The organism is Streptomyces sp. NPDC006552, assembly GCF_040611655.1.
GTDB lineage: Bacteria > Actinomycetota > Actinomycetes > Streptomycetales > Streptomycetaceae > Streptomyces.
In genome coordinates this window covers 1-22,451 of the sequence record NZ_JBEXOS010000014.1, presented here as the reverse complement: position 1 = coordinate 22,451, position 22,451 = coordinate 1, and the positions used below count along the sequence as shown (strand labels likewise).

The 22,451-nt window shown below is 68.0% G+C and carries 34 protein-coding genes and 1 pseudogene; 29 read left to right on the top strand and 6 right to left on the bottom strand.

The features are described 5' to 3' along the window. Positions 1 to 90: 90 nt before the first annotated feature. From ABZY33_RS11310 to ABZY33_RS11285, 6 genes are all read right to left on the bottom strand, one after another. Positions 91 to 2,133, bottom strand: coding sequence for a PIG-L family deacetylase (locus ABZY33_RS11310; RefSeq protein WP_356491275.1), 2,043 nt, complete (start codon positions 2,131 to 2,133; stop codon positions 91 to 93). A 153-nt stretch (positions 2,134 to 2,286) separates the two neighbouring features. Next, positions 2,287 to 3,579 carry a YrhB domain-containing protein gene (locus ABZY33_RS11305; protein ID WP_356491274.1) on the bottom strand — a complete coding sequence of 431 codons (1,293 nt, stop codon included), beginning with the start codon at positions 3,577 to 3,579 and terminating at the stop codon, positions 2,287 to 2,289. A 2-nt stretch (positions 3,580 to 3,581) separates the two neighbouring features. Beyond that, entirely contained in the window at positions 3,582 to 3,878 is a 297-nt protein-coding gene (locus ABZY33_RS11300) for a YrhB domain-containing protein (protein WP_356491273.1), read from the bottom strand. After that, entirely contained in the window at positions 3,878 to 5,626 is a 1,749-nt protein-coding gene (locus ABZY33_RS11295) for a putative T7SS-secreted protein (RefSeq protein ID WP_356491272.1), read from the bottom strand. The genes ABZY33_RS11300 and ABZY33_RS11295 overlap by 1 nt, the downstream gene beginning before the upstream one ends. Positions 5,627 to 5,628: 2 nt before the next feature. Beyond that, positions 5,629 to 6,291, bottom strand: a complete 663-nt coding sequence (locus ABZY33_RS11290; RefSeq protein WP_356491271.1) for a hypothetical protein — start codon at positions 6,289 to 6,291, stop codon at positions 5,629 to 5,631. After that, positions 6,288 to 6,851, bottom strand: a complete 564-nt coding sequence (locus ABZY33_RS11285; protein WP_356491270.1) for a hypothetical protein — start codon at positions 6,849 to 6,851, stop codon at positions 6,288 to 6,290. The genes ABZY33_RS11290 and ABZY33_RS11285 overlap by 4 nt, the downstream gene beginning before the upstream one ends. Before the next feature lie 511 nt (positions 6,852 to 7,362). Here ABZY33_RS11285 and rpsJ point away from each other — a divergent pair. The 29 genes and pseudogenes from rpsJ to ABZY33_RS11140 form a co-directional block, all read left to right on the top strand. After that, entirely contained in the window at positions 7,363 to 7,671 is a 309-nt protein-coding gene (gene rpsJ / locus ABZY33_RS11280) for a 30S ribosomal protein S10 (RefSeq protein WP_003948644.1), read from the top strand. A 17-nt stretch (positions 7,672 to 7,688) separates the two neighbouring features. Next, complete coding sequence (gene rplC, locus ABZY33_RS11275) at positions 7,689 to 8,333, top strand: 50S ribosomal protein L3 (protein WP_356491269.1); 645 nt, start codon at positions 7,689 to 7,691, stop codon at positions 8,331 to 8,333. 5 nt (positions 8,334 to 8,338) lie between these two features. Beyond that, positions 8,339 to 9,004 (top strand): 50S ribosomal protein L4, encoded by a 666-nt coding sequence (gene rplD / locus ABZY33_RS11270; RefSeq protein WP_356491268.1) that lies wholly within the window; start codon positions 8,339 to 8,341, stop codon positions 9,002 to 9,004. After that, entirely contained in the window at positions 9,004 to 9,420 is a 417-nt protein-coding gene (rplW, locus tag ABZY33_RS11265) for a 50S ribosomal protein L23 (protein WP_324772733.1), read from the top strand. Before rplD ends, rplW begins: the two co-directional genes overlap by 1 nt. A gap of 39 nt (positions 9,421 to 9,459) precedes the next feature. Further along, the gene (gene rplB / locus ABZY33_RS11260) at positions 9,460 to 10,296 is read left to right on the top strand and encodes a 50S ribosomal protein L2 (RefSeq protein WP_356491267.1); all 837 of its coding nucleotides are present in this window, start codon (positions 9,460 to 9,462) and stop codon (positions 10,294 to 10,296) included. 12 nt (positions 10,297 to 10,308) lie between these two features. Beyond that, positions 10,309 to 10,590, top strand: coding sequence for a 30S ribosomal protein S19 (rpsS, locus tag ABZY33_RS11255; RefSeq protein WP_018528354.1), 282 nt, complete (start codon positions 10,309 to 10,311; stop codon positions 10,588 to 10,590). Between the two features lie 42 nt (positions 10,591 to 10,632). Further along, the gene (rplV, locus tag ABZY33_RS11250) at positions 10,633 to 10,980 is read left to right on the top strand and encodes a 50S ribosomal protein L22 (protein WP_026290933.1); all 348 of its coding nucleotides are present in this window, start codon (positions 10,633 to 10,635) and stop codon (positions 10,978 to 10,980) included. Beyond that, a complete protein-coding gene (gene rpsC, locus ABZY33_RS11245) occupies positions 10,980 to 11,819 on the top strand; it encodes a 30S ribosomal protein S3 (RefSeq protein WP_356491266.1) in 840 nt (279 codons plus the stop codon). Before rplV ends, rpsC begins: the two co-directional genes overlap by 1 nt. Positions 11,820 to 11,824: 5 nt before the next feature. Continuing rightward, positions 11,825 to 12,244 carry a 50S ribosomal protein L16 gene (gene rplP, locus ABZY33_RS11240; protein ID WP_018528356.1) on the top strand — a complete coding sequence of 140 codons (420 nt, stop codon included), beginning with the start codon at positions 11,825 to 11,827 and terminating at the stop codon, positions 12,242 to 12,244. Further along, positions 12,244 to 12,468 (top strand): 50S ribosomal protein L29, encoded by a 225-nt coding sequence (rpmC, locus tag ABZY33_RS11235; protein ID WP_018528357.1) that lies wholly within the window; start codon positions 12,244 to 12,246, stop codon positions 12,466 to 12,468. Before rplP ends, rpmC begins: the two co-directional genes overlap by 1 nt. Next, complete coding sequence (rpsQ, locus tag ABZY33_RS11230) at positions 12,468 to 12,752, top strand: 30S ribosomal protein S17 (RefSeq protein ID WP_018528358.1); 285 nt, start codon at positions 12,468 to 12,470, stop codon at positions 12,750 to 12,752. Before rpmC ends, rpsQ begins: the two co-directional genes overlap by 1 nt. A 97-nt stretch (positions 12,753 to 12,849) precedes the next feature. Further along, a complete protein-coding gene (gene rplN, locus ABZY33_RS11225; protein ID WP_003974257.1) occupies positions 12,850 to 13,218 on the top strand; it encodes a 50S ribosomal protein L14 in 369 nt (122 codons plus the stop codon). 2 nt (positions 13,219 to 13,220) lie between these two features. Further along, positions 13,221 to 13,544 carry a 50S ribosomal protein L24 gene (gene rplX / locus ABZY33_RS11220; RefSeq protein ID WP_356491265.1) on the top strand — a complete coding sequence of 108 codons (324 nt, stop codon included), beginning with the start codon at positions 13,221 to 13,223 and terminating at the stop codon, positions 13,542 to 13,544. Then, positions 13,544 to 14,101 carry a 50S ribosomal protein L5 gene (gene rplE, locus ABZY33_RS11215; RefSeq protein ID WP_324772721.1) on the top strand — a complete coding sequence of 186 codons (558 nt, stop codon included), beginning with the start codon at positions 13,544 to 13,546 and terminating at the stop codon, positions 14,099 to 14,101. Before rplX ends, rplE begins: the two co-directional genes overlap by 1 nt. A gap of 5 nt (positions 14,102 to 14,106) precedes the next feature. Continuing rightward, positions 14,107 to 14,292: a type Z 30S ribosomal protein S14 gene (locus ABZY33_RS11210; protein ID WP_003956452.1), complete on the top strand. Its 186-nt coding sequence runs from the start codon at positions 14,107 to 14,109 to the stop codon at positions 14,290 to 14,292. A 212-nt stretch (positions 14,293 to 14,504) separates the two neighbouring features. Beyond that, positions 14,505 to 14,903: a 30S ribosomal protein S8 gene (rpsH, locus tag ABZY33_RS11205; protein WP_266713091.1), complete on the top strand. Its 399-nt coding sequence runs from the start codon at positions 14,505 to 14,507 to the stop codon at positions 14,901 to 14,903. Positions 14,904 to 14,927: 24 nt separating this feature from the next. Beyond that, complete coding sequence (rplF, locus tag ABZY33_RS11200; RefSeq protein ID WP_356491264.1) at positions 14,928 to 15,467, top strand: 50S ribosomal protein L6; 540 nt, start codon at positions 14,928 to 14,930, stop codon at positions 15,465 to 15,467. Between the two features lie 3 nt (positions 15,468 to 15,470). Further along, positions 15,471 to 15,854: a 50S ribosomal protein L18 gene (rplR, locus tag ABZY33_RS11195; protein ID WP_356491263.1), complete on the top strand. Its 384-nt coding sequence runs from the start codon at positions 15,471 to 15,473 to the stop codon at positions 15,852 to 15,854. Positions 15,855 to 15,895: 41 nt separating this feature from the next. Beyond that, positions 15,896 to 16,501, top strand: coding sequence for a 30S ribosomal protein S5 (gene rpsE / locus ABZY33_RS11190; RefSeq protein ID WP_356491262.1), 606 nt, complete (start codon positions 15,896 to 15,898; stop codon positions 16,499 to 16,501). Continuing rightward, positions 16,501 to 16,680, top strand: a complete 180-nt coding sequence (gene rpmD / locus ABZY33_RS11185) for a 50S ribosomal protein L30 (protein WP_356491261.1) — start codon at positions 16,501 to 16,503, stop codon at positions 16,678 to 16,680. Before rpsE ends, rpmD begins: the two co-directional genes overlap by 1 nt. A 2-nt stretch (positions 16,681 to 16,682) precedes the next feature. Beyond that, positions 16,683 to 17,138 (top strand): 50S ribosomal protein L15, encoded by a 456-nt coding sequence (rplO, locus tag ABZY33_RS11180; protein ID WP_324772712.1) that lies wholly within the window; start codon positions 16,683 to 16,685, stop codon positions 17,136 to 17,138. 236 nt (positions 17,139 to 17,374) lie between these two features. Beyond that, on the top strand, positions 17,375 to 18,688 hold the full coding sequence (secY, locus tag ABZY33_RS11175) for a preprotein translocase subunit SecY (RefSeq protein ID WP_356491260.1): 1,314 nt from the start codon (positions 17,375 to 17,377) through the stop codon (positions 18,686 to 18,688). Beyond that, complete coding sequence (locus tag ABZY33_RS11170; protein WP_356491259.1) at positions 18,688 to 19,335, top strand: adenylate kinase; 648 nt, start codon at positions 18,688 to 18,690, stop codon at positions 19,333 to 19,335. The genes secY and ABZY33_RS11170 overlap by 1 nt, the downstream gene beginning before the upstream one ends. Before the next feature lie 114 nt (positions 19,336 to 19,449). Continuing rightward, positions 19,450 to 20,286 carry a type I methionyl aminopeptidase gene (gene map, locus ABZY33_RS11165; protein WP_356491258.1) on the top strand — a complete coding sequence of 279 codons (837 nt, stop codon included), beginning with the start codon at positions 19,450 to 19,452 and terminating at the stop codon, positions 20,284 to 20,286. A 387-nt stretch (positions 20,287 to 20,673) separates the two neighbouring features. Continuing rightward, complete coding sequence (infA, locus tag ABZY33_RS11160; protein WP_004927214.1) at positions 20,674 to 20,895, top strand: translation initiation factor IF-1; 222 nt, start codon at positions 20,674 to 20,676, stop codon at positions 20,893 to 20,895. A 59-nt stretch (positions 20,896 to 20,954) separates the two neighbouring features. Further along, the gene (gene rpmJ, locus ABZY33_RS11155; protein ID WP_003974245.1) at positions 20,955 to 21,068 is read left to right on the top strand and encodes a 50S ribosomal protein L36; all 114 of its coding nucleotides are present in this window, start codon (positions 20,955 to 20,957) and stop codon (positions 21,066 to 21,068) included. 220 nt (positions 21,069 to 21,288) lie between these two features. Continuing rightward, positions 21,289 to 21,669: a 30S ribosomal protein S13 gene (gene rpsM / locus ABZY33_RS11150; protein ID WP_324772703.1), complete on the top strand. Its 381-nt coding sequence runs from the start codon at positions 21,289 to 21,291 to the stop codon at positions 21,667 to 21,669. A 64-nt stretch (positions 21,670 to 21,733) separates the two neighbouring features. Continuing rightward, complete coding sequence (gene rpsK, locus ABZY33_RS11145) at positions 21,734 to 22,138, top strand: 30S ribosomal protein S11 (protein WP_003948617.1); 405 nt, start codon at positions 21,734 to 21,736, stop codon at positions 22,136 to 22,138. 134 nt (positions 22,139 to 22,272) lie between these two features. Next, positions 22,273 to 22,451, top strand: a pseudogene (locus tag ABZY33_RS11140) (DNA-directed RNA polymerase subunit alpha); the annotation flags it as partial.

Genomic DNA, 22,451 nt, shown 5'->3' with positions numbered 1-22,451 from the left:
GACACCTGGTAGCTCCTGCGAGCTCTGAAAGGGCCCGTACGACTTCGGTCGTACGGGCCCTTTTGCGTGTCCGGTCGTTCTCCGGGGGCGCTATGCCTGGGTGACCGCCGGGCGCCACAGCCAGGGGCGGCCGTCGGGGGAGAGCCCGGCCACGGTGGGGCCGCGGCCCCCGGCGGTCGGGGCCGGGCCGTCCAGGGTGGCGGGGGCGTTGGCCGGGCGGGTGACGCGGCCGTCGTGCCAGAGCTGGACGCGGCCGTCCAGGTCGCGGCCGAGGAGGTAGCCGTCCGCGGCGGCCACCGGGCCGTAGCCGGGGAAGCGCACGGCCGGGCCGCCCGGTGAGAGCAGGCGGTCGGAGGCGGGCGGGCGGTAGTAGAGCCGGCCGCCCGCGGCGGCGATCGCGTCCGCGGGGGCGGGCAGGCCGGGCAGCGGGTCCGCGCCGTCGGGCGTCCAGTGGTGGACCGTGTAACGCCCGGGTGCGTACACGTGCACCTGCCCGTCGTCGCCCACGACCGCGGTCAGGCCGTCCTGGACGGGGCCGCCGCCGAGGTCGCGCCAGGGGGACCAGACGGGCCGGTCGGCGGCGCGGACGCGGGTGCTGATGCCCTGGTCGGCGTTGCGGACGAAGAGGTGGACGCGGCCGTCGGGCGCGGTGACCGTCACCGGGACGCCGATGCGGCGGCCGCGGTCGGGGTCGGTCTCCGGATTGCCGAGGCTGGTCCAGGAGCCGTACGTACGCGCTCCGCGCTGCTCCAGGGCGACGATCTCGCGCAGGTGGGTCGCGCCCCGGCCCGCGAGCGCGGCCAGGCGCAGCCCGCACACCAGATGGCGGCCGTCCCTCAGCGCGGTGGCGCTCAGCACCGGGGCGAGCGGGCCGCCGCCGAGGTCGGCCGGGGCGCCGAACGCGCCATCCTTCTCGTCGTAGCGGACCGCACGCAGCCCCAGGACGCCGTACGCGCTGAGCGCGCCGTCACGGTGCTCCCGGAGGGCGAGGCGCGGGCCCGGGTAGCGGTAGTGGGTGGCGCGGACCCAGCCCTTGCGGTTGGTGAGGGGGCGGTCGCCGCCGACGTTGTAGTCGCCGCAGCCCGCGGGGTTGCCGCACTGCCAGTCCGGGGCGGCGCCGTACGGGACCAGGTGGGCGGCCTTCTCCGCCAGGACCCGCGGCGGGAGGTTCTTGGGCCAGTGGTGGTTGTAGTAGCCGCGGAAGGCGGTGGCCACGAACGCGGGCGGCCCGCCCTTGCTCCCCTGCGCCCAGCGGATCAGCGCGGCCCAGGTGAAGCAGGCCACGGCGGTGTGGTCGGCGTGGTCGGAGTAGCCGATCTGCTCGCTGTCGCGCAGCTGGGTGAGCCGGTCGCTGTCCTGGATGTCGGGGTCCGGGTCGAGGGTCTGCACGAGGGTCGGCCGGTAGCGCGCGAAGAGGGCTACGAGGACGTCGACGAGGGAGTCGTAGTCGTAACTCTGGACCGCGCGCAGCGGGGAGCCCTCCGGGACGAGGGTGTGCAGGTGCAGGCCCTTCTCGCGCCACAGGGCGGGCACGCCCATATGGCCGGCCGGGGTGTGCATGGCGAGGTCGAGGTGGACCAGCTCGACGCGGCGGCCGCGGTGTTCGAGGGAGCTGACCTCGGCCCGGAAGCCGTTGGGCAGGCGCAGGACGCCGTTGTCCCAGCGGGTGAAGACAGGCAGGCCCAGCTGGGTCGCGTAGGACTGGCGCAGGCCCTGGTGGCGGGCGGCGGAGTAGGCCGCCTTGTCGGGGGCGGGGGTGCGGTCGGCGGGCGTCTTGTTCCTGCCGTCGGCCTCGCCGGCCGTGACGTAGACGCAGACCAGCGGGGTGCCGGCGGCGAGCGAGTGCTGCGTGTCCGGGTTCATGAAGTACAGGTCGTCGTCGGGGTGGGCGAGGACCTGCATCAGCAGCGCGCGCTCCGCCTGGGCGGCGGTGCGGCCGGTGGCGGGGGAGGGGGTGGTGGTGCGGGGTGGGGCGGTGCCGGTGCGGGAGCAGGCGGTGAGGGGGGTGGCGGCGGCGAGGAGGGCGGCGCCGGTGGTGAGGAGGGTGCGGCGGGACGTGCCCGGGCTCCGCCCCGGTGACCTTCCGGGCTTTCGAGGCTGTTCGGGCCCGGGTATGGCAGGTCGGTTCCGCACGGTGACGCTCACTCCGTCCGCTGGGGAGGCAGCGGTGGGTGGGGCGCTCGCCTCTAAGTCAGGTGGTGGTGCTGGGTTTCACCTGTTCAGAGGGGTTGTGGGGGGTTCGGGTTCCCTGGGCGTACATGTTCTGTTCATGGGTGGGCGCGAGGGTCAGCGGTAGCGGATGACGTGCAGGGCCCGTACGCCGGTCTCGTCCAGGGTGACCTGGTCCTCGGACGAGCCGTCGAAGAGGAGGACGCCTGTTTCGGTGGTCAGGGCCGTCACCAGCCAGCCCACCGCTTCGCGGCCCCGGCCGTCCGTGCGCCGGACCCAGATCAGGGCGCGGGAACCCGCCGGGTAGGCGGAGACCTCCTCCGCCGCCGACTGCCAGCGCTGGTGGTCGGAGGCGGAGAGGACCGGGCCCAGCTCGGCGAGGGTCGGCTCGAACCAGTACGCGCGACCGGGGGCCGGGGGCGCGGGGAACGCGCCCGTGCCGGGGGTACCACCCTGGTCCCAGTGGGCGAGCCAGGCCCAGGGCGCGGCGTTCGGCACGTGGAAGGGAGCGGTCGAGTCCTTCGGCACGACGACCGTCGCGTCCAGCAGGGTGTCCTGCCAGCGGCCGGTCCGCAGGTGGCGCCGGGTGTCGCAGGAGAACACCCAGCCGCGCCGCGTCTCGTCACCGGGACCGGGCCCGACGAGTTCCACCTCGCCGCCGTACGCGCCCTCGAGCCACTGCCGCGCCTTGTCGCGGGCAGCCTCGAAGTCGGGTGCGGCCCGCTCCCACGGCGCCCGGGACCCGCCGGGAGTCGCGCGTACGAGCAGCAGTTCGCGCACGTTGTCGGTGTCGAGGCGGGCCAGCGAGGAGGTCAGCCCGTCAAGGAAGACGACGCGGCCCTTGTTGTTGTGGCCGTACAGGAGATGCCCGGACACCTCGTGCCCGGCGACCTCGCGGCGCACCCATACGACGCCCCGGGTGTCGGGTCCCGGCTCGGCGAGCGCCTGTACTACGTCGTCCCAGTTGCTCACCGGCACCGGTGCGAACTCCGGGAAGTAGCGCCGCAGCATCCGGTCCCACCACCCCGGCGCCTCGTCCGACGGCTGCCACGGCAGGGGCGTCGAGGGCCCGCCGCCGATCATCGCGTGCACCGTGACGAGGCAGCCGCGGGCGTTGATCCGGCGGGGCTGGTTCGCCACGCGCGCGACGGCCTCGTCGTGTGTCGCCGCGGGCCCGAGGTCCCCGAAGGGGGCGCTCGGTGACGGGTGGAAGGGGCTGCTGCCGTCCCTCGGCACGACCACCGAGGCCGCGAGCATGGGGGTGCCCGGGTAGCCGGGCTGGGGCAGCGTGCGGCAGGCGAAGAGCCACGCGGCGGGGGACTCGTGCACGGGGTGCGGGGCGGCCAGCTCCACCAGGCCCCGGTAGGTGTGGTGGAGCCATGCCGCGGCGGCGTCGGCGGGAGTCGTCACGTTCACTCCTTGGGCGGCCAGTCGCCCGAGGCGCGCCGGCTCATGTAGTCCTCCACCGGGAAGACACTGGGCGGGAAGTGGGGCTTGCTGCCGTCGTGCGGGACGATGACGACGCTGGTGACCGGCGACTGGAGCCAGTCCCCGGACTCGACGTGCTCCTTGAAGTCGAAGCGCACCACCCAGCCGTAGGGGTGGTCGACAGACTCCTGCGGGAACATGACCAGGGAGTCCGTCCGGTCCGGGTAGACCCTTTCGAGGAGCGCGGCGGCGGCCTGCACGGCTTCGGCTCTGCTCGGCATTATGGAGCCCCATTTCTGTACGGGACGTGCATGATTTCCTTCGCGCCGCTCTCCAGCATTCCGAGCTTTCCGCTCTGGCCGTCGAGGAACACCACCCCGTGTTCGGTGTTCACCGCGTTGAAGAAGTGCCCGGAGTCCCCGCGTCCGATGAAGACGGCACTCCTGGAACCCTCACCCCGTGCCTGGAGGTCGCGAATGACGTCATCGTAGCTGTCGGCCCGGTGCCACGCGGTCGACGGATCCTTGACGCCCAGCTGCTCCACGTCCAGGTGGCCCGGGCCCGGCCTGGGCGCCGCGCTGACCTCGACACCGTCGAGCCGGCGGTCGACCGTGACCGTGGTGTGCGCGCAGTTCTGGGTGTAGCCGTCCTCCCACCGGTTATTGACGTCTTTCAGCCACGGGTACTGGTCGTCGAGGAATTCCTGCGCCTTGTGCGGGTCCACCGAATCGGCGTGAATGGCCTTTTCTTTGACATGCGGGGTGCTCTGCGCCAGGTCGTCCCATTTCTTCGGCGCCGCGCCCGCCGCCTCGTCCGCGTATTTCGCCCCGCCCTTCGCGACCTGGGAGGCGCCCGACTCCAGGCCCTCCTTCATCGCCATGCGCATGCCGCCGCGGGCCAGACCGGCGCCTTTGGTGCCGATGAGTTCGGGGAGAAGGCGGCCGACGAACTCGGAGGGGTCTTTCTTGAAGCCGTCGACGGCGGCGGTGACGATCCGTTCGGGGTGCGCGGCGGTGGAGACGAGGCCGGAGAGCGTCATGGAGACGTTCTGGAGGTACGCGGCCGGGTGCGTGAGGTTGTAGGGGTCCGTGGGGTTGAGACCGCGGGCGAAGTTGACCAGGCCCGCGGTGCCCTTGAGGGCGCCGCCGACGACGTGGGTGAGTTCGGTGTTGTACGCCTGGTAGCCGTCGACGAGGTCGTTGCCCAGCCGGTCCAGCGGCGGGGGCTCGGCCGGGGCGTGCGCCAGGGCGGCCCTGACCTTGGCCTGCGCGTCGGAGGCGGCGGTGTTGCGCTGCTTGCGCGCGGTGCCGAGCTTGTCCCGGGCGGCCTGGATGTCGGCCTTGCCGGGGTCGTGGAACGGTTCCGGCTCCGGGCCGGGGTCCTGGTCCGCCTTGATCTTGGCGTTGTAGGCGTCGATCTTCTTGTTGTAGGCGCCGACCGCGTCCTCGGAGGACTTCTTGCCCTTCTTGTAGAGCTCGACGGCCTCCTTCGCCTGGCCCTGCGCCCACTTGACGGTGTCGGCGTAGGACTCCAGGGCGCCGGCCGCCGTCTCGCAGGCGTCGGCGGCCTGCGCCCATTTGGTGGGGTGCAGCTCGAACTTCTTGCGGAACGCCTCCCCGCCCTCGCCCCGCCAGTCGCCCGAGTCGACCTTGCGCATCCCGGCCGCGACATGGTCGAAGGCGGTGTGGAAGTCCTTGAGGTGCTTGGCGGACTCGCGGATCTTGTCGGGGTTGCCGTGGACGAGCTCGTCGGCCTCCTCGGTCTGGCCGAGCTGCTGTTCGCCAGGGGTGGCCCCGAGGTCGGAGGCGACGTCGTCGCCCCAGTCCTCGACCGCATCGGCGGCGTCGTGCAGACCGACTCTGTCGAGGCCCTCACCGACCTTGTCGGTGCCCCAGTCGACACCCTCGCCGACGAGCTTCTTGCCCGCGTCGACGCCGTCCTCCAGCTTGCCGAGACCGTCGTTGATCCCGTCCTTCAGCGCCCCGCCCGCGTCCTTCAGGCCGTCACCGATGTCACCGAGCAGACCCATGGCTACTCACCCCCGCCCTGCTGCTCGGCGGCCTTCGCCCGCGCCTCGGGGGAGGGGCCGAACTTGTCGTCGAGCCACTGGTCGTACTCCGCGTCCGACACCCCGGCCGCGCCGTGCAGATTCTCCGGGTTGAGGCCCAGTGGACCGACCGTGTGCGAGGTCATCACGTCCCGGCCGGCGTCCTTCCAGCCCTGCTCACTGCTGGCCAGGGCCTGGTCGAAGGACTCCTTGCTGTAGTCCACGCCGCCGTACGCCCCGGACTTCGCGATGTCGCCCCAGCCCTGCTGGGTCACCTCGTCCTCGGAGGCGTACGGATTGCCGATCGCGGAGTTGGTGATGACCTTGAGGGAGCCCTCGACGTACTGCTCCGTCTCGTAATACGTGCCCGCCGACAGGCCCGTCCTGACCGCGAACGAGTTGCCCTCGTTGACCAGCGAGCGCACCCCCCACTCCCAGCGCTCGCAGAAACTCCTGAAGTCACCGGTCAGCCCCTCGTGGCCCAGCTCCAGACCGGACAGCGCGATGTCACCGAAGCCGCGCCCGGCCCCGGCCTCGCCGACCATGCCGAGTTCCTTCAGCTCCGCCAGCGCCTCGGTCAGCCCCTTGGCGACCAGGCCGAGGCCGTCCGCCCGGAGGTCCTTGCCGCCGCCCCCGCCGCCCGTCATGCGCCTGCCCCCTGGTGGTCCTCGCCGAGGTCGCGGTCGACCGCCGCCTCGTCCGGAACGATCCCCATGACCGGCGGGAACACCATCCCGTCCGGCCCGTCCGCGCAGTCCAGTGCGACCCCGCACGGCACCCCGGCCGCCGGGACGGCGACGTCGAGGAGCTTCGCGCCCAGCACCGTCCGGTACGTCCACTCGCGGGAGAACTCACCGCGCGCCCGCGCATAACGCGCCAGCGCCTGCTCGTCGGAGAACGCCAGGATGAACCGGATCCCGTTCAGATCGGCGGTCAGCATGGCCTGCTCACCGGCGTCACCACCCGCACCGGCGGCGCCTTCCGGGTCCCCGCCCAGCGGCACCAGCACCGCCGTCCGCCGGAACTCGCCCAGCAGTTCGGCGAACTGCCGTTTGCGCGCCGCCACCGCCGGGTCCTCGGCGGGTCCTGGTCCGGTGCCGGGCGGTTCGCTCGCGGCTCCGGCCCCCTTCGCGGGCGGCGGCTGAGCGGCCGGCCCGCGGACCGGCTCCGTCAGGTCCGCGTACTCCGCGAGACGTGATCTTGGCATTCGCGGCGGTTCGGCCGCCGCACCCCCGTGCTCCGACATGCCGCCCATCATCACAGCGGCCCCCGCCACCACCGCAACCACCCCGGTTTGACCTCGGTCACACACGGGGTAATCTCTACGCTTCGATTGGCCCCCGGCATGCCCCGTATGGCAGACTGTCGGGGTTGCTCGGTTGAGTGCCGATGCTGCGCGCCTCCCGCCGGGAGGACCGGAAGCGAGTCCCACAGTACTCGTCGCCTTATCTGTCAAGGGTTTGCGAAAACCCACGGGCAGCACTGGGGCGGACGTACGGGAATCTTTCGGGAAGTGCGGTGCGGTGGCTGAACCAGGCACCCGGTGGGTTTCTTCCCCCGGACCCGCGGCCTTGGGCCGCAGCCCCCTTAGCAGGGAAATCCGTATGGATATTTCTGTCAGCGGGACTGCGACACGCCCGACCGCGTGGGGCGGAGGAAGTGTGAAACAGGACCCCCGGGTTCCAGAGCGTCACGAGAGACAGGACTACTAAGTAGCCATGGCGGGACAGAAGATCCGCATCCGGCTCAAGGCCTACGACCACGAGGTCATCGACTCCTCGGCGAAGAAGATCGTCGAGACGGTGACGCGTACTGGTGCGTCGGTCGCGGGCCCGGTGCCGCTGCCTACCGAGAAGAACGTGTACTGCGTCATCAAGTCGCCGCACAAGTACAAGGACTCGCGCGAGCACTTCGAGATGCGCACGCACAAGCGCCTGATCGACATCCTCGACCCGACGCCGAAGACCGTTGACTCCCTCATGCGACTCGACCTTCCGGCCGGCGTCGACATCGAGATCAAGCTCTGAGGGCCGGTGATCTGAAGATGACTAAGCAGATCAAGGGCATCCTGGGCGAGAAGCTCGGCATGACGCAGGTGTGGGACGAGAACAACCGCGTTGTTCCGGTCACCGTCGTCAAGGCCGGCCCGAACGTCGTGACCCAGGTCCGTACGAACGACGCGGACGGCTACGAGTCGGTCCAGATCGCCTTCGGCGAGATCGACCCGCGCAAGGTGAACAAGCCCCTCAAGGGTCACTTCGCCAAGGCCGACGTCACCCCCCGTCGTCACCTCGTCGAGATCCGTACCGCTGGTGCCAGCGAGTACACCCTCGGCCAGGAGATCACCGCTGAGACCTTCGAGTCCGGCGTGAAGGTCGACGTCACCGCGAAGAGCAAGGGCAAGGGCTTCGCCGGCGTCATGAAGCGCCACAACTTCAAGGGTGGCAAGGCGTCGCACGGTGCCCACCGTGTGCACCGCATGCCCGGATCCATCGGTGGCTGTGCCACCCCCGGCCGTGTCTTCAAGGGCATGCGCATGGCGGGTCGCATGGGCAACGAGCGGGTCACCACCCAGAACCTGACCGTTCACGCCGTTGACGCGGAGAAGGGCCTGCTCCTCATCAAGGGCGCGGTTCCTGGTCCGAACGGCGGCCTCGTCCTGGTCCGCACCGCGGCCAAGGGGGCCTGAGGACTATGAGCACCATTGACATTCTGTCGCCCTCCGGCGACAAGACCGGGACCGTTGAGCTCCCGGCCGAGATCTTCGATGTAGAGAAGATCAGCATCCCGCTGCTCCACCAGGTTGTCGTCGCGCAGCTGGCCGCGGCCCGTCAGGGCACGCACAAGGTCAAGCGTCGTGGCGAGGTCCGTGGTGGCGGTAAGAAGCCTTACCGCCAGAAGGGCACCGGCCGCGCGCGCCAGGGTTCGACCCGTGCGCCGCAGTTCGCCGGCGGTGGCGTCGTCCACGGCCCGCAGCCGCGTGACTACTCGCAGCGGACCCCGAAGAAGATGAAGGCCGCGGCCCTGCGCCACGCTCTCACCGACCGGGCCCGCAACGCTCGCATCCACGTCGTCACCGGCGTGGTCGACGGCGAGGTCTCGACCAAGGCCGCCAAGTCGCTGCTCGGCAAGATCAGTGAGCGCAAGAACGTGCTCCTGGTCCTCGACCGTGCCGACGAGGTCGCGCTGCTCTCCGCTCGCAACCTGCCCCAGGTCCACATCCTGGAGCCGGGCCAGCTGAACACGTACGACGTTCTCGTCTCGGACGACGTGGTCTTCACCCAGGCCGCTTTCGAGTCCTTCGTGTCTGGCGCCCCCTCCGCGGAGCGGAACGCTGACACCGAAGGGAGCGAAGCCTGATGGCTACGCGTCACCCGAGCATCGCCTCGAAGGCCGCCAAGGCCAAGAAGGTAGCGCGCGTCGCCAAGGCGAAGCGCCACGCCACCGAGGGCAAGAACACCGTTGAGACGCCGCTGAGCAAGTCGTTCACGGACCACCGTGACGTTCTCGTCAAGCCGGTCGTCTCCGAGAAGAGCTACGCGCTCCTCGACGAGGGCAAGTACACCTTCATCGTGGACCCGCGTGCCAACAAGACCCAGATCAAGCAGGCCGTCGAGGCGGTCTTCTCGGTCAAGGTCTCCGGGGTCAACACGATCAACCGTCAGGGCAAGCGCAAGCGGACCCGCACCGGCTTCGGCCAGCGTGCGAACACCAAGCGCGCGATCGTGACCCTCGTTGAGGGCGACCGTATCGACATCTTCGGCCAGGCCTCCTAACGGAGCGCCCTGGTCCGAATATCGGACGAGGACTGAGAAATGGGAATCCGCAAGTACAAGCCGACTACGCCGGGGCGTCGTGGCTCCAGCGTCGCCGACTTCGTCGAGGTCACGCGGTCCACGCCGGAGAAGTCGCTGGTCCGCCCGCTGCACAGCAAGGGCGGCCGTAACAACGCCGGTCGGATCACCGTTCGCCACCAGGGTGGCGGACACAAGCGTGCCTTCCGAGTGATCGACTTCCGTCGTCACGACAAGGACGGCGTGCCGGCGAAGGTCGCGCACATCGAGTACGACCCGAACCGCACCGCGCGCATCGCGCTCCTGCACTACGCGGACGGCGAGAAGCGCTACATCCTGGCCCCCCGTGGCCTGCAGCAGGGCGACCGGATCGAGAACGGCCCGACGGCCGACATCAAGTCCGGCAACAACCTGGCGCTGCGCAACATCCCGGTCGGTACCACGATCCACGCGATCGAGCTCCGTCCCGGTGGTGGCGCCAAGTTCGCCCGTTCCGCGGGTGCCTCCGTGCAGCTGCTGGCGAAGGAGGGCACGATGGCCCACCTTCGTATGCCTTCCGGTGAGATCCGCCTGGTCGACGTGCGCTGCCGCGCCACCGTCGGCGAGGTCGGCAACGCCGAGCAGTCGAACATCAACTGGGGCAAGGCCGGCCGTATGCGCTGGAAGGGCGTCCGCCCGACCGTGCGTGGTGTCGTCATGAACCCGGTCGACCACCCGCACGGCGGTGGCGAGGGCAAGACCTCCGGTGGTCGCCACCCGGTCTCGCCCTGGGGCAAGAAGGAAATGCGTACTCGTGATCGCAACAAGGCGAGTAACAAGTACATCGTCCGCCGCCGCAAGTCGAACAAGAAGCGCTAGGAGCGGGTTTAGATGCCGCGCAGTCTCAAGAAGGGACCCTTCGTTGACGGCCACCTCGTGAAGAAGGTGGACGCTCAGAACGAAGCCGGTTCCAAGAACGTCATCAAGACCTGGTCCCGCCGCTCGATGATCATCCCCAGCATGCTGGGTCACACGATCGCGGTGCACAACGGCAAGACCCACATCCCGGTGTTCGTCACCGAGTCGATGGTCGGCCACAAGCTCGGCGAGTTCTCGCCGACGCGCACCTTCCGGGGTCACGTCAAGGACGACCGGAAGTCGAAGCGCCGCTAAGGCGGGGTGGAATCGACTATGACAAACACCGAAGGGACAACCATGGAAGCCAGGGCCCAGGCGCGGTACATCCGCGTCACGCCCATGAAGGCCCGCCGCGTGGTGGACCTCATCCGTGGCATGGATGCCACGGAGGCTCAGGCGGTCCTGCGTTTCGCCCCGCAGGCCGCGAGCGTGCCGGTTGGCAAGGTGCTGGACAGCGCCATCGCCAACGCTGCACACAACTACGACCACCCGGACGCTTCTTCGCTGGTCATCAGCGAGGCGTACGTGGACGAGGGCCCGACCCTGAAGCGGTTCCGTCCGCGTGCCCAGGGCCGTGCCTACCGGATCCGTAAGCGGACCAGCCACATCACCGTGGTCGTCAGCAGCAAGGAAGGAACCCGGTAATGGGCCAGAAGGTAAACCCGCACGGGTTCCGGCTCGGTATCACCACCGACTTCAAGTCGCGCTGGTACGCCGACAAGCTGTACAAGGACTACGTCAAGGAAGACGTCGCCATCCGTCGGATGATGACGTCCGGCATGGAGCGCGCCGGCATCTCGAAGGTGGAGATCGAGCGCACCCGTGACCGCGTGCGGGTGGACATCCACACCGCTCGTCCCGGCATCGTCATCGGCCGCCGTGGCGCCGAGGCCGACCGCATCCGCGGTGACCTCGAGAAGCTCACGGGCAAGCAGGTCCAGCTGAACATCCTCGAGGTCAAGAACCCCGAGGTCGACGCTCAGCTGGTGGCCCAGGCCGTCGCGGAGCAGCTGTCCTCCCGTGTCTCCTTCCGTCGCGCCATGCGTAAGAGCATGCAGTCGTCGATGAAGGCCGGCGCCAAGGGCATCAAGATCCAGTGTGGCGGTCGTCTCGGCGGTGCCGAGATGTCCCGTTCGGAGTTCTACCGCGAGGGCCGCGTGCCCCTGCACACGCTCCGCGCCAACGTGGACTACGGCTTCTTCGAGGCCAAGACGACCTTCGGCCGCATCGGCGTGAAGGTCTGGATCTACAAGGGCGACGTCAAGAACATCGCCGAGGTTCGCGCCGAGAACGCCGCGGCCCGCGCCGGCAACCGTCCGGCCCGTGGCGGCAACGACCGCCCGGCCCGCGGTGGCGGCCGTGGTGGCGAGCGTGGCGGTCGCGGTCGCAAGCCGCAGCAGGCCGCGCCGGCTGCCGAGGCCCCCAAGGCCGACGCTCCCGCCGCTGCCGCTCCGGCTGCCGAGAGCACCGGAACGGAGGCCTGACCGAAATGCTGATCCCCCGTAGGGTCAAGCACCGCAAGCAGCACCACCCGAAGCGCAGCGGCATGTCCAAGGGCGGCACGCAGGTCGCGTTCGGCGAGTACGGCATTCAGGCCCTCACCCCGGCCTACGTGACGAACCGTCAGATCGAGGCCGCTCGTATCGCCATGACGCGTCACATCAAGCGTGGCGGCAAGGTCTGGATCAACATCTACCCGGACCGTCCCCTCACCAAGAAGCCTGCCGAGACCCGCATGGGTTCCGGTAAGGGTTCCCCGGAGTGGTGGGTCGCCAACGTCAAGCCCGGACGCGTGATGTTCGAGCTGTCGTACCCCAACGAGAAGACCGCGCGCGAGGCGCTGACTCGTGCGGCTCACAAGCTGCCGATGAAGTGCAAGATCGTCAAGCGCGAGGCAGGTGAAGCGTGATGTCGACCGGTACCAAGGCGTCGGAGCTGCGCGAGCTGGGCAACGAGGAGCTCCTCAACAAGCTCCGCGAGGCCAAGGAAGAGCTGTTCAACCTCCGCTTCCAGGCGGCGACGGGTCAGCTCGAGAACCACGGCCGGCTCAAGGCCGTCCGCAAGGACATCGCGCGGATCTACACCCTCATGCGTGAGCGCGAGCTGGGCATCGAGACGGTGGAGAGCGCCTGATGAGCGAGAAGACTGTGACTGAAGAGACTGCCGCCCGCGGCTTCCGCAAGACCCGTGAGGGTCTTGTCGTCAGCGACAAGATGGACAAGACCGTCGTCGTCGCCGTCGAGGACCGCGTCAAGCACGCCCTGTACGGCAAGGTCATCCGCCGTACGAACAAGCTCAAGGCGCACGACGAGCAGAACGCTGCCGGCGTCGGCGACCGCGTCCTCCTGATGGAGACGCGTCCGCTGTCCGCCACCAAGCGCTGGCGCATCGTCGAGATCCTCGAGAAGGCCAAGTAATTCTCTGAGGGGTATCCCTCAGGGTTCGTTCCGCCAGGCTCGGCAGGGGTTCGCATAGAACCCCTGCCGGGAACCGGCAGACAAACAGGAGATAGACGTGATCCAGCAGGAGTCGCGACTGCGTGTCGCCGACAACACGGGTGCGAAGGAAATTCTCACCATCCGTGTTCTCGGTGGCTCGGGTCGCCGCTACGCGGGCATCGGTGACGTCATCGTCGCCACCGTCAAGGACGCGATCCCCGGTGGCAACGTGAAGAAGGGTGACGTCGTCAAGGCGGTCATCGTTCGCACCGTCAAGGAGCGCCGCCGTCCGGACGGCTCGTACATCCGCTTCGACGAGAACGCCGCCGTCATTCTGAAGAACGACGGCGACCCTCGCGGCACCCGTATCTTCGGCCCCGTCGGCCGTGAGCTGCGCGAGAAGAAGTTCATGAAGATCATCTCGCTCGCGCCGGAGGTGCTGTAAGCATGAAGATCAAGAAGGGTGATCTGGTTCAGGTCATCACCGGCAAGGACAAGGGCAAGCAGGGCAAGGTCATTGCCGCTTACCCGCGCGACGAGCGCGTCCTGGTCGAGGGTGTCAACCGGGTCAAGAAGCACACCAAGGCCGGCCCCACGGCCTCCGGCTCGCAGGCCGGCGGCATCGTGACCACCGAGGCCCCGATCCACATCTCCAACGTCCAGCTGGTCGTGGAGAAGGACGGCAACAAGGTCGTCACGCGCGTCGGTTACCGCTTCGACGACGAGGGCAACAAGATCCGCGTTGCCAAGCGGACGGGTGAGGACATCTGATGACTACCACCACGAACCCGCGTCTGAAGCAGAAGTACCGCGACGAGATCAAGGGCAAGCTGCAGGAGGAGTTCTCCTACGAGAACGTCATGCAGATTCCCGGCCTCGTCAAGATCGTGGTCAACATGGGTGTGGGTGACGCCGCGCGTGACTCCAAGCTCATGGACGGTGCCGTCCGCGACCTGACCACCATCACCGGTCAGAAGCCGGCCATCACCAAGGCCCGCAAGTCCATCGCGCAGTTCAAGCTGCGTGAGGGCCAGCCGATCGGTGCCCACGTCACGCTCCGTGGCGACCGCATGTGGGAGTTCCTGGACCGCACCCTGTCGCTCGCGCTGCCGCGCATCCGCGACTTCCGTGGTCTGTCCCCCAAGCAGTTCGACGGCCGTGGCAACTACACCTTCGGTCTGACCGAGCAGGTCATGTTCCACGAGATCGACCAGGACAAGATCGACCGCGTCCGGGGTATGGACATCACCGTGGTCACCACGGCGACCAACGACGACGAGGGCCGCGCCCTCCTTCGTCACCTCGGCTTCCCGTTCAAGGAGGCGTAAGCGAGATGGCGAAGAAGGCTCTGATTGCCAAGGCTGCTCGTAAGCCCAAGTTCGGTGTGCGTGCCTACACCCGCTGCCAGCGCTGTGGCCGCCCGCACTCCGTGTACCGCAAGTTCGGCCTGTGCCGCGTCTGCCTTCGTGAGATGGCTCACCGTGGCGAGCTGCCGGGCGTGACCAAGAGCTCCTGGTAGTTCCCGCTTTTCGGGACTGCTTGGATCTCTCGGTAAGCAAGGGGTCGGCAGAGACTCCCGCTCTCATGGCTTAGGCTAGGAGGGTTGGGCGCTCTGCCGCCCTCACCGACTTACTACGCCGTAGGTCCCCGCGCCGCACCCGTCCCGCCCCTGTGTGGGGAGAGGGATGGCGCATACAGGAAACCCCGGCGAGAGAGGCCGAAGGCCAATTCATGACCATGACTGATCCGATCGCAGACATGCTTACGCGTCTGCGGAACGCGAACTCGGCGTACCACGACTCCGTGGCTATGCCGCACAGCAAGATCAAGTCGCACATCGCCGAGATCCTCCAGCAGGAGGGTTTCATCACCGGCTGGAAGGTCGAGGACGCCGAGGTCGGCAAGTCCCTCGTCCTGGAGCTGAAGTTCGGCCCGAACCGTGAGCGTTCGATCGCCGGCATCAAGCGGATCTCCAAGCCGGGTCTGCGCGTTTACGCGAAGTCCACCAACCTGCCGAAGGTCCTCGGCGGCCTCGGCGTGGCGATCATCTCCACGTCGCACGGTCTCCTGACCGGCCAGCAGGCAGGCAAGAAGGGCGTGGGTGGGGAAGTCCTCGCCTACGTCTGGTAGCGGAAGGGAACGGAGGAAACAGCTATGTCGCGTATTGGCAAGCTCCCCATCACGGTTCCCGCCGGCGTGGACGTCACCATCGACGGCCAGACGGTCTCGGTGAAGGGCCCCAAGGGCAACCTGAGCCACACCATCGTCGCGCCTATCGAGATCGCCAAGGGTGAGGACGGCGTCCTGAACGTCACCCGCCCCAACGACGAGCGTCTGAGCAAGGCCATGCACGGCCTGTCCCGCACGCTGGTGGCGAACATGATCACCGGCGTGACCACGGGTTACGTGAAGAAGCTCGAGATCAGCGGTGTCGGTTACCGCGTCCTGGCGAAGGGCTCCAACCTGGAGTTCTCGCTCGGCTACAGCCACCCGATCCTGATCGAGGCGCCCGAGGGCATCTCGTTCAAGGTCGAATCGGCGACCAAGTTCTCGGTCGAGGGCATCGACAAGCAGAAGGTCGGCGAGGTTGCGGCCAACATCCGCAAGCTGCGCAAGCCCGACCCGTACAAGGCCAAGGGCGTCAAGTACGAAGGCGAAGTCATCCGCCGCAAGGTCGGAAAGGCGGGTAAGTAAGCCATGGCATACGGTCAGAAGATCGCTAAGGGCGACGCTTACAAGCGTGCGGCAATCAAGCGCCGCCACATCCGTATCCGCAAGCACATCTCGGGTACGGCCGAGCGCCCGCGCCTCGTCGTGACGCGTTCGAACCGCAACATCGTGGCTCAGGTCATCGACGACGTTAAGGGTCACACCCTCGCGTCGGCGTCGACCCTGGACACCACGATCCGCGGTGGCGAGGGCGACAAGTCCGCCCAGGCCAAGTCGGTCGGCGCCCTGGTCGCCGAGCGCGCCAAGGCCGCCGGTGTCGAGACTGTCGTGTTCGACCGTGGTGGCAACCAGTACGCCGGGCGCATCGCCGCCCTGGCGGACGCCGCCCGCGAAGCCGGACTGAAGTTCTGAGCCGGTTCCGTAGCTAGCGGAAACAGAGAGAGGTAATTCCAATGGCTGGACCCCAGCGCCGCGGAAGCGGTGCCGGTGGCGGCGAGCGGCGGGACCGGAAGGGTCGCGACGGTGGCGCTGCCGCCGAGAAGACCGCATACGTTGAGCGCGTCGTCGCGATCAACCGTGTCGCCAAGGTTGTCAAGGGTGGCCGTCGCTTCAGCTTCACCGCGCTCGTCGTGGTGGGCGACGGTGACGGCACCGTAGGTGTCGGTTACGGCAAGGCCAAGGAGGTGCCGGCCGCCATCGCCAAGGGTGTTGAGGAGGCCAAGAAGCACTTCTTCAAGGTCCCCCGTATCCAGGGCACCATCCCGCACCCGATCACGGGCGAGAAGGCCGCGGGCGTCGTCCTGCTCAAGCCTGCTTCCCCCGGTACCGGTGTTATCGCCGGTGGCCCGGTGCGTGCCGTGCTCGAGTGCGCCGGCGTGCACGACATCCTGTCGAAGTCGCTCGGCTCGTCGAACGCGATCAACATCGTGCACGCGACCGTGGAGGCCCTGAAGGGTCTGCAGCGCCCCGAGGAGATCGCGGCCCGCCGTGGTCTGCCCCTCGAGGACGTCGCTCCCGCGGCCCTGCTGCGTGCGCGTGCCGGGGCTGGTGCTGCGTAATGGCACAGCTCAAGATCACGCAGACGAAGTCGTACATCGGCAGCAAGCAGAACCACCGCGACACCCTGCGTTCCCTCGGTCTCAAGGGGATCAACACGCAGGTCGTCAAGGAGGACCGCCCCGAGTTCCGCGGCATGGTGCACACCGTCCGCCACCTCGTGTCGGTTGAGGAGGTCTGATCATGGCGGAGAACAACCCGCTGAAGATCCACAACCTCCGTCCGGCCCCCGGCGCCAAGACCGCCAAGACCCGTGTCGGTCGTGGTGAGGCGTCGAAGGGTAAGACGGCCGGTCGTGGTACCAAGGGCACGAAGGCCCGTTACCAGGTTCCGGAGCGCTTCGAGGGTGGCCAGATGCCCCTCCACATGCGTCTTCCGAAGCTCAAGGGCTTCCGGAACCCCTTCAAGGTCGAGTTCCAGGTCGTGAACCTGGACAAGCTCACCTCGCTGTACCCCGAGGGTGGCGAAGTCACCGTCGCGGGTCTGGTGGAGAAGGGCGCTGTCCGCAAGAACAGCCTCGTCAAGGTCCTGGGCCAGGGCGAGATCTCCGTGGCGCTGCAGGTGACGGTCGACGCCGTCTCCGGCTCCGCCAAGGAGAAGATCACCGCCGCCGGCGGTACGGTCACCGAGCTCGTCTGATCCCGGACGCCGTCTCGATGGCATGAGCGATCCCTACCGGGGATACCCCACAAAAGGGGTATCCCCGGTTGGTCGTTCCTAGGGGGCCATGTCCGCCGGTAAGGTGGCGTCCGCTGTTAATTTCCGGGCTAGTTGAGTGCCCCCGGCACCAATCCCGGATGTTGACCGTTACCTATTCGTCGAATCCTCAAGACCGTCACCTCTGACGCACGCGCGCGGGGGTCGCAGGAGGCACCGTGCTCACCGCGTTCGCCCGGGCGTTCAAGACGCCCGACCTGCGCAAGAAGCTGCTCTTCACACTGGGCATCGTCGTGATCTACCGGCTCGGGGCCCACGTCCCGATCCCCGGCGTGGATTACTCGAACGTCCAGACGTGCATGGACGTGGCCAAATCCGGCACCGGCCTCTTCGGCCTGGTGAACATGTTCAGCGGTGGCGCGCTGCTGCAGATCACGGTCTTCGCGCTCGGCATCATGCCGTACATCACCGCGAGCATCATTCTGCAGCTGCTCACCGTGGTGATCCCGCGCCTGGAAGCTCTCAAGAAGGAGGGCCAGGCGGGGACGGCGAAGATCACGCAGTACACCCGGTACCTGACCGTGGCACTCGCCATCCTTCAGGGCACGGGCCTCGTCGCCACCGCCCGTACCGGCGCCCTGTTCCAAGGGTGCCCCGTCGCGAGTCAGATCGTGCCGGACCAGTCGATCTTCATCACCATCACGATGGTCATCACGATGACCGCCGGCACCTGCGTGATGATGTGGCTCGGTGAGCTGATCACCGACCGCGGCATCGGCAACGGCATGTCGATCCTGATGTTCATCTCGATCGCCGCCACCTTCCCGTCCGCGCTGTGGGCCATCAAGCAGGGCGGCTCGCTCGCCGACGGCTGGATCGAGTTCGGCACCGTCATCCTCGTCGGCCTCGTCATGGTCGGCCTGGTGGTCTTCGTCGAGCAGGCCCAGCGCCGGATCCCGGTCCAGTACGCGAAGCGCATGATCGGCCGCCGGTCCTACGGCGGTACGTCCACCTACATCCCGCTCAAGGTGAACCAGGCGGGTGTGATCCCTGTCATCTTCGCCTCGTCGCTGCTCTACATCCCGGCGCTGGTCGCGCAGTTCGCCGGTGGTGACTCGTCGTGGAAGCTGTGGATCGACGACCACCTGACCAAGGGAAATCACCCGATCTACATCGTTACGTACTTCCTCCTGATCGTGTTCTTCGCCTTCTTCTACGTGGCGATCTCGTTCAACCCCGAGGAAGTCGCGGACAACATGAAGAAGTATGGTGGCTTCATCCCGGGCATCCGGGCTGGCCGACCGACCGCTGAGTACCTCAGTTACGTACTCAACCGGATCACCTGGCCGGGTTCGCTGTACTTGGGGCTGATCGCACTCGTACCGACGATGGCGTTGGTTGGTTTCGGGGCAAACCAGAACTTCCCGTTCGGCGGCACCAGCATCCTGATCATCGTGGGTGTTGGTCTGGAGACGGTGAAGCAGATCGAGAGCCAGCTTCAGCAGCGCAATTACGAAGGGTTCCTCCGCTGATGCGAATCGTCCTCGTCGGGCCGCCTGGTGCCGGCAAGGGAACGCAGGCCGCGTTCCTTGCCCAGAACCTGTCGATCCCGCACATCTCCACGGGCGACCTCTTCCGTGCCAACATCAGCCAGGGCACGGAGCTGGGCAAGCAGGCCAAGTCGTTCATGGACGCGGGCCAGCTGGTACCGGACGAGGTCACCATCGGGATGGCCAAGGACCGCATGGAGCAGCCGGACGCCGTGAACGGCTTCCTGCTCGACGGTTTCCCTCGTAACGTCTCGCAGGCCGAGGCGCTCGACGTCGCCCTCAAGACGGACGACGTGAAGCTGGACGCGGTCCTGGACCTGGAGGTCCCCGAGGACGAGGTGGTCAAGCGCATCGCCGGCCGCCGCATCTGCCGCAACGACTCGGCGCACGTGTTCCACGTCGCGTACAAGCAGCCGAAGGCCGAGGGCGTCTGTGACGTCTGCGGCGGCGAGCTGTACCAGCGCGACGACGACCGGGAAGAGACCGTGCGCAAGCGGCTCGAGGTCTACCACACGCAGACCGAGCCGATCATCGGCTACTACGGGGAGCAGGGGCTCGTGAAGACGATCTCCGCGCTCGGCAAGGTCGAGGAAGTCACGGCGCGGGCCATGGAGGCCCTGGGCCGCTAGCCCCGCTCTTCTCCTGTACATGGCCAAGGCCGCGGTTCCCTGTCCCGGGGGCCGCGGCCTTAGTGTTGGGGGGTACGTATCCCTCGTACCGGATGACGGAGAGCGCAGGCCCCCATGGTGCAGATCAAGACCCCCGACCAGATTCGCAAGATGCGGGAGGCGGGGCTTGTCGTCGCGGCGATCCACGCCGCGACCCGTGAGGCGGCCGTGCCGGGCGCGACCACCCGGGACCTGGACGAGGTCGCCCGCAAGGTCATCGCCGAGCACGGCGCGAAGCCGAACTTCCTCGGGTACGGCGGGTTCCCCGCGACCATCTGCACTTCGAAGAACGAGGTCGTGGTCCATGGCATCCCGAGCGAGAAGGTCGTCCTGGAGGACGGCGACATCATCTCCATCGACGCCGGCGCGATCATCGACGGCTGGCACGGCGACGCCGCGTACACCGCGTTCGTCGGCTCTGGCCACTCGCCGGAGCTGCTGGAGCTCTCCCGGGTGACCGAGGAGTCGATGTGGGCCGGGATCGCGGCCATGAAGCAGGGCAACCGCCTGGTGGACATCTCCCGGGCGATCGAGACGTACATCCGCCGCCAGCCCAAGCCCGGCGGCGGCAAGTACGGCATTGTCGAGGACTACGGCGGCCACGGCATCGGCACCGAGATGCACATGGACCCGCACCTGCTGAACTACGTCGAGCGGCGCCGCGGCAAGGGCCCCAAGCTCGTCCCCGGCCTCTGCCTCGCCATCGAGCCGATGGTCTCCCTCGGCACCCCGAAGACCGAGGTCCTGGAGGACGACTGGACGGTCATCACGACCGACGGCACCTGGTCCTCGCACTGGGAGCACTCGATCGCCCTGACCGAGGAGGGCCCACTCGTCCTGACGGCCCCCGACGGCGGCAAGGCGAAGCTGGCGGAACTGGGTGTGACGGCGGCGCCGGACCCGCTGGCGTAGTGCTTGGGCGGGTCCCTGACCTGTGGGGGGCGGGGTACTGGGTCGTCACCGCCGGTCGGAGGCCGGCGCAGCCGCGCGAAGCTTGTGAGGCGCCCCGGCGCCGAGCCCGCGAGCGGGGCGTCCGGGAATCGGTCCGGCGGCAAGGCGAAGCTGGCGGAACTGGGTGTGACGGCGGCGCCGGATCCGCCGGCGTAGTGCTGGGCGGTGCGCCTGATCCGTTGGGGTAGAGGCGGTGTCGGGGGGCTTATCGATCTCCTGGGTAGGGCAGAATCCTCGGATTCGTCTTTCCGGGGGCGCTGACGTAGACTGACTCGTCGGCTCTCGTGTATCTGCATGTCCGCATGCGTAGCGAGAGTCGATCAAGGTAGTCGATTCGAAGGGCGAAGCGTGGCCAAGAAGCAAGGTGCCATCGAGATCGAAGGCACTGTCGTCGAGTCTCTTCCGAACGCCATGTTCAGGGTGGAGCTCCAGAACGGCCACCAGGTCCTGGCTCACATCAGCGGCAAGATGCGTATGCACTACATCCGTATCCTCCCTGACGACCGGGTCGTGGTGGAGCTGTCTCCGTACGACCTGACGCGTGGCCGGATCGTCTACCGGTACAAGTAGATCTTGCCCGGTCCCGCTTCCCGCGGGAGCGCCGGCAACTGACCCGGAGAACCTCACCCATGAAGGTCAAGCCGAGCGTCAAGAAGATCTGCGACAAGTGCAGGGTGATCCGCCGTCACGGTCGGGTCATGGTCATCTGCGACAACCCGCGCCACAAGCAGCGCCAGGGCTGACGCACGACTGACTGCAGTTCGTTCGCAGAGTTTCGCGCGACGCACGCAACACACTGAGTACATATGCAGGGCCCGCCGGCAGTGGACAGCACCCCTGACCACCGCGGCGACACCTTCGGTCGGAGGCCGGGGACCCAGTCGTACCGAACCGCCGGACAGGCGGGGACGGCGTCGGGGAGTGGCTCTGCTGCAGACCTCCGAAAATCAACAGGAGCCATGAATGGCACGCGTTGAAGGCGTTGACCTCCCGCGCGAAAAGCGCATCGAGGTTGCCCTCACCTACGTGTTCGGCATCGGCCGTACGCGCGCCCAGCTCACGCTGGACACCGTCGGTGTGGACCGCAACACCCGCGTTCGCGACCTGAGCGAGGAAGACCTCGTCAAGATCCGCGAGTACGTGGACCAGAACTTCCAGACCGAGGGTGACCTCCGTCGCGAGATCCAGGCCGACATCCGCCGCAAGGTCGAGATCGGCTGCTACCAGGGTCTGCGCCACCGTCGTGGTCTGCCGGTCCGCGGTCAGCGCACCAGCACGAACGCGCGTACCCGCAAGGGCCCGCGTCGCGCCATCGCCGGCAAGAAGAAGCCGGGCAAGAAGTAGTCCTCAGCGGACGCTTTTCAGCGGTCTTCGCTGTAGGACCGACCACCTCCCGTAGGAGAACGACATGCCCCCCAAGGGACGTCAGGGCGCTGCCAAGAAGGTGCGCCGCAAGGAAAAGAAGAACGTCGCTCACGGCCACGCGCACATCAAGAGCACGTTCAACAACACGATCGTGTCCATCACGGACCCGACCGGCAACGTGATCTCGTGGGCCTCCGCCGGCCACGTCGGTTTCAAGGGCTCCCGCAAGTCCACGCCGTTCGCCGCGCAGATGGCCGCCGAGTCGGCTGCCCGTCGCGCCCAGGAGCACGGCATGCGCAAGGTCGACGTCTTCGTCAAGGGCCCGGGTTCCGGTCGCGAGACCGCCATCCGTTCGCTCCAGGCGACCGGCCTCGAGGTCGGCTCCATCCAGGACGTCACGCCGACCCCGCACAACGGCTGCCGTCCGCCCAAGCGTCGTCGCGTCTGACCTCGGTCGGTCACGCAGGCCGCTTGGTCTGAGGTTCGCGGGCGGTACGGCTCTCTTGGGCGGTGCCGCCCGTACCCTTGCTGTATCTCAGGGCATCAAATAGTGGGTGCCCCTGAACTGAAGGACTTCTTTACATGCTGATCGCTCAGCGTCCCTCGTTGACCGAAGAGGTCGTCGACGAATTCCGCTCCCGGTTCGTGATCGAGCCGCTGGAGCCGGGCTTCGGCTACACCCTCGGCAACTCGCTCCGCCGTACGCTCCTCTCCTCGATCCCGGGTGCGGCGGTCACGTCCATCCGCATCGACGGTGTCCT